Here is a 5106-nt window from a genome sequence, read left to right on the forward strand (position 1 = left end):
CCTCAGCACTACCTCGGCGAGTCTCCGACTACCTCGGCGTGAGGCAGGAGATCACATCTTGTGGCCGGCGGAGCGCAGCTGCTGCGCGGCCTCGACGATGCGGGCGGCCATGCCGGCCTCGGCCAGCTTGCCCCAGGCGCGCGGGTCGTAGGCCTTCTTGTTGCCCACCTCGCCGTCGATCTTGAGGACGCCGTCGTAGTTCTTGAACATGTGCTCGACGACCGGGCGCGTGAACGCGTACTGCGTGTCGGTGTCGATGTTCATCTTGATGACGCCGTTGTCGACGGCCTCCGAGATCTCCTCGGCCGTCGAGCCCGAACCACCGTGGAACACGAGGTCGAACGGGTTCTCCTTGCCGATCTCGTCGCCCACGGCCTTCTGGATGTCCGCAAGGATCGACGGGCGGAGCTTCACGGCGCCCGGCTTGTACACGCCGTGCACGTTGCCGAAGGTCAGGGCCGTCAGGTAGCGGCCCTTCTCGCCCGCGCCGAGCGCCTTGACGGTCGCGAGACCGTCCTCGGCCGTCGTGTAGAGCTTGTCGTTGATGGCGGCCTCGTGACCGTCCTCCTCGCCACCGACGACGCCGACCTCGATCTCGAGGATGGTGCGCGCCGCCTGCGAGAGCTCGAGGAGCTCCGCCGCGATGACGAGGTTCTCGTCCAGCGGGATGTCCGAGCCGTCGAACATGTGGGACTGGAACGTCGGGTTCTTGCCGGCCTTGACCTGCTCGGCCTCGAGGGCGAGCAGCGGGCGGACCCAGGAGTCGAGGTTCTTCTTGACGCAGTGGTCGGTGTGGATCGCGATGTTCACCGAGTAGTTCTTCGCGACCTCGGTGGCGTAGGCCGCGAGGGCGAGCGAACCGACGACGCGGTCCTTGATCGTGGCACCCGAGGCGTACTCACCGCCGCCGACGGAGACCTGGATGATCCCGTCCGACTCGGCCTCGGCGAAGCCCTGGAGCGCGGCGGTGACGGTCTGCGACGACGTGATGTTGACGGCGGGGTAGGCGAACTTGCCGGCCTTCGCCCGGTCGATCATCTCGGCGTAGACCTCGGGGGTTGCGATAGGCATCTGCGGTACTCCAATGACGGGGCGTACGAGGATGCAGCGGGATGCTTCGTCGCGACGGGCGCCGTGCGACCCGCATGCACCCAGATTTTCTCACGTCCCGGTCATGGGAGTCACCTGCCGTCGGCAGGGTGAGACGGGGCGAGCCAGCGCGCGGCCCACGCGTGCATCGCGATCGCCCCCGCCGCACCCGCGTTGAGCGAGCGCGTCGAGCCGTGCTGGGTGATGTGGACGACGTCGGCGCACACCTCCTGCGCCTCCGCGGTCAGGCCCACCGACTCCTGGCCGAACAGCAGCACGCACCGCGGCGGCAGGTCGTAGGCCTCCAGGGGCACCGACCCTGGCACGTTGTCGACCCCGACCACCGGCAGGCCCGCCCCTTCGTCGGCCGATGCGGCCCACGCCGCGAGCGCCGCCGCGTCCGGGTGGTGGTGGACGTGCAGGTAGCGGTCGGTGACCATCGCGCCACGGCGGTTCCAGCGCCGCCGCCCGACGACGTGCACGCCGGCCGCGTTGAACGCGTTCGCGGTGCGCACCACCGACCCGATGTTGAGGTCGTGCGCCCAGTTCTCGATGGCGACGTGCAGCTGCCGGTCGGCGGGGCGGCGGGCGTCGAGGTCCGCCACCACGGCCTCCACCGTCCAGTAGCGGTACCGGTCGACGACGTTGCGCCGGTCGCCGTGCGCCAGCAGGTCGGGGTCGAAGCGAGGGTCGGGGGCGCCGTCGGGCCGGCGTGGCCATGTCTCCGGGCCGCCCGGCCAGGGCCCGACGCCGACCTCGCGCGCGGGCTGGGGGGCGGGCACGCTCACCGGCCCGCCAGCCACTCGTCGTACGTGACCGTGCCGACGGCGGCGTCCGGCACGAGGTTGCGCCCGGCCCGGAAGAACTCGCCGAGCGGGCCGGGCAGCGGCACGCCGACCGGCAGCCGTCGCGAGCCCTGCGCGCGTCGCCAGGCGTGCGCCAGGTCCCGCGCGTCGCGCACCTCGGGGCCGCCGACGGTCACCGTCGGTGCGCCCGACGGGCCGGGCACGGGCGCGACGCCGAGCGGGTCGTCGCCCTGTGCCGTGTCCACGAGCGCGCGGGCGACGTCGCGCAGGTCGATCGTCTGGAACCGGCAGCCGCGCGGGTACGGCAGCAGCCCCGCCCGCGACCAGGCGCCGAGCCGGCTGTCCCGCCCGAAGAAGATCCCGAGGAACTCGTGGAACTGCGTGGCGCGCACGATCGTCGCCGGCACCGGTCCCGCGGCGTGGACCCGTTCCTGCTCGGCGTGCGCCTGGTAGTACGCGTACCCGCTGCGGTCCACCCCGGCGATCGACAGCACGACGACGCGGCCCGCGCGCGCCCGCCCCGCGGCCTCCGCGACCCGTCGCGCACCGGTCGTGAACACGGCCTGCGCACCGGGTGCCATCCCGTTGCTGGCGTCCACCACCGCGTCGGCTCCGTCGAACGCGGCGGTCAGGGCGGCGACCACCCCGACTTCGTCGTCGCCCAGCAGGTCCACCGCGTGGTGCGCCGCGCCGTCTGCCGACTCCGGGGGACGGCGGGACACCACCCGCACGTCGAGCCCCCGCGTCCCCGCCTCGCGCACGACGGCGCGCCCCGCCTGCCCGGTGCCACCCACCACCACGATCGTCGTCATGGCCCCATCCTGGCGGACGCACGCCGGCGGCCCGCCCACTAGGGTGAGCGCGTGAGCGAACGACGGATCGAGTGCTGGCTGACCGACATGGATGGCGTCCTCGTGCACGAGGGCCGAGCCATCCCCGGGGCGCCGGAGTTCGTGCGGGCGCTGCGCGACGCGGAACGCCCGTTCCTCGTCCTCACGAACAACTCGATCTTCACGCCGCGCGACCTGCGCGCCCGGCTCCGGACGTCGGGGATCGACGTGCCGGAGGAGGCGATCTGGACGTCGGCGCTCGCGACGGGGCAGTTCCTGTCCGACCAGATCCCGAACGGGTCGGCGTACGTGATCGGTGAGGCCGGGCTCACGACCGCGCTCTACGAGGCGGGGTACACGCTCACCGAGTCGGACCCGGACTACGTGGTGCTCGGCGAGACCCGCACGTACTCCTTCACCGCGATCACCAAGGCCGTCCGCCTGGTGCGCGACGGCGCCCGGTTCATCGCCACCAACCCGGACACGACGGGGCCGTCGGCGGAGGGCCCGCTGCCCGCGACGGGCGCCGTCGCCGCGATGATCCAGGCCGCCACCGGACGGTCGCCGTACTACGTGGGCAAGCCGAACCCGATGATGTTCCGCTCGGCGCTCAACCGGATCGACGCCCACTCCGAGGTGACGGCGATGATCGGCGACCGCATGGACACCGACGTCGTGGCCGGCATCGAGGCCGGGCTGGAGACGTTCCTCGTGATGACCGGCTCCACCACCGCCGCCGAGGTGGACACCTACCCGTTCCGCCCGTCGCACGTCGTGGACTCGATCGCGGACCTCATCGACCGCGTCTGACGACGGCGGCGCGCTGCTGGTCGGGCTCGGCGCCAGGTTCCTGCTGGCCCGCCGCCGGCGCGACTGAGCCCCCGGCCACCGGCACGGGGGCTCCGTCGTCGGCTCAGGCGAGGCCGAGGTCCGCCAGGTCGAAGAGGTAGTGGTAGGGCACGCCGAGCGCCTCGATCTTCTCGCCCGCGCCCGTGGCCCGGTCCACGATCGTCGCGCAGCCCAGGACCTCGGCACCCGCGGCCCGCAGCGCCTCGATGGCGGCGATCGGCGATCCGCCGGTCGTCGTTGTGTCCTCGAGGACGACGACCTTGCGGCCGACGACCTCCGGGCCCTCGATCTGCCGCTGCATGCCGTGCGCCTTCGCCGCCTTGCGCACCACGAACGCGTCGAGGTCCTGGCCGCGGGAGGCGGCCGCGTGCAGCAGCGCGTCCGCGATCGGGTCGGCGCCGAGCGTGAGGCCGCCGACGGCGTCCACCTCCGCGGTGCCCAGGCCGACCTCCTCGAGGTGGTCGAGCAGCACGTGGCCCACGAGCGGGGCCGCGCGGTGGTGCAGCGTGATGCGGCGCAGGTCGACGTAGTAGTCGGCCTCCTTGCCGGAGGACAGCGTCACCTTCCCGTGCACGACGGCGAGCTCGGTGATGAGGTCGCGCAGCTGCTCGCGGGGCGTCGGGCCGAAGGAAGCGTCGGTGGTCGTCACGGGCACCAGGGTACGGGGCCCGCCCCACCGTGACGACGGCGGGTCAGCGGTACTTGCCGACGGCGCGGACGGCGAAGCGCGGGGCGAGGCGCAGCAGCGCGGACGCCGCCTTGTACCGGACGGACGGCGTCGTGATGACCACGCCGCGGCGCACCTCCGCGAGCGCCTCGGACACGACGCGCGGCGCGTCGAGCCACCCACCGTCCGGGATCGGGGACATGTCGATGCCCGCGCGGTCGTGGAACTCGGTGCGCACGAACCCCGGGCACACCACGGTCGCGGTGACGCCCGTCCCCCGGAGCTCGACGGCGAGCCCCTCGGTGAACGACCGCACGTACGCCTTCGCCGCGGCGTACGTGCCGCCCGCGGTGAGCGCCGCGACCGACGCCACGTTGAGGATCGCGCCCCGGCCGCGGGACGTCATCTGCCTGGCGGCGGCGTGGGAGAGCACGAGGACGGCGCGCACCATGACGTCGAGGGCGGACAGCTCGACGCCGAGGTCACCGCCGACGAACCGCTGCGCCGTCGCGAACCCGGCGTTGTTGACGAGCAGGCCCACGGGGCGCCGGTCGTCCCCCGCCTCCTCGCCGGTCACGGCCAGGCGGGCGGCGACCCGTTCCAGGTCCTCCGGGACCGACAGGTCGGCGGGCAGCACCTCCACCCGCACGCCGGCGGCGGCGCGCACCTGCGTGGCGACCTCCTCCAGGCGGTCGACGTCGCGCGCGACGACGACGACGTCGTGTCGCGCGGTGGCGAGCTGCCAGACGAACTCCAGGCCGAGGCCGGCGGTGGCGCCGGTGACGAGCGCGGTACCCATGGGGGCAGCCTAGAGCGTCCGGGGGACGGCGCGGCCGACGGCGGCCGGGACCGGCGCGGGTGGCGG

The 5106-nt window shown here is 73.5% G+C and carries 6 protein-coding genes; 1 reads left to right on the forward strand and 5 read right to left on the reverse strand.

Annotated elements, in window-relative coordinates:
- Positions 1-51 precede the first annotated feature (51 nt).
- From fbaA to ACFT55_RS18980, 3 genes are all read right to left on the reverse strand, one after another.
- Entirely contained in the window at positions 52-1071 is a 1020-nt protein-coding gene (fbaA, locus tag ACFT55_RS18970) for a class II fructose-bisphosphate aldolase (protein WP_380245404.1), read from the reverse strand.
- Positions 1072-1181: 110 nt separating this feature from the next.
- Positions 1182-1877: a TrmH family RNA methyltransferase gene (locus tag ACFT55_RS18975; protein ID WP_380245405.1), complete on the reverse strand. Its 696-nt coding sequence runs from the start codon at positions 1875-1877 to the stop codon at positions 1182-1184.
- Positions 1874-2707 carry an SDR family oxidoreductase gene (locus ACFT55_RS18980; RefSeq protein WP_380245406.1) on the reverse strand — a complete coding sequence of 278 codons (834 nt, stop codon included), beginning with the start codon at positions 2705-2707 and terminating at the stop codon, positions 1874-1876. The genes ACFT55_RS18975 and ACFT55_RS18980 overlap by 4 nt, the downstream gene beginning before the upstream one ends.
- Positions 2708-2794: 87 nt before the next feature.
- On the opposite strand from ACFT55_RS18980, the gene ACFT55_RS18985 reads away from it, so the two are divergent.
- Positions 2795-3535 (forward strand): HAD-IIA family hydrolase, encoded by a 741-nt coding sequence (locus tag ACFT55_RS18985; RefSeq protein ID WP_380245409.1) that lies wholly within the window; start codon positions 2795-2797, stop codon positions 3533-3535.
- A gap of 103 nt (positions 3536-3638) precedes the next feature.
- On the opposite strand, the gene pyrE is transcribed toward ACFT55_RS18985, so the two are convergent.
- Entirely contained in the window at positions 3639-4223 is a 585-nt protein-coding gene (gene pyrE, locus ACFT55_RS18990; protein WP_380245407.1) for an orotate phosphoribosyltransferase, read from the reverse strand.
- 43 nt (positions 4224-4266) lie between these two features.
- Positions 4267-5040 (reverse strand): SDR family NAD(P)-dependent oxidoreductase, encoded by a 774-nt coding sequence (locus ACFT55_RS18995; protein WP_380245408.1) that lies wholly within the window; start codon positions 5038-5040, stop codon positions 4267-4269.
- Positions 5041-5106: the final 66 nt, after the last annotated feature.

It is taken from the genome of Isoptericola sp. NPDC057191, from assembly GCF_042670225.1.
Taxonomy (GTDB): Bacteria; Actinomycetota; Actinomycetes; order Actinomycetales; family Cellulomonadaceae; genus Isoptericola.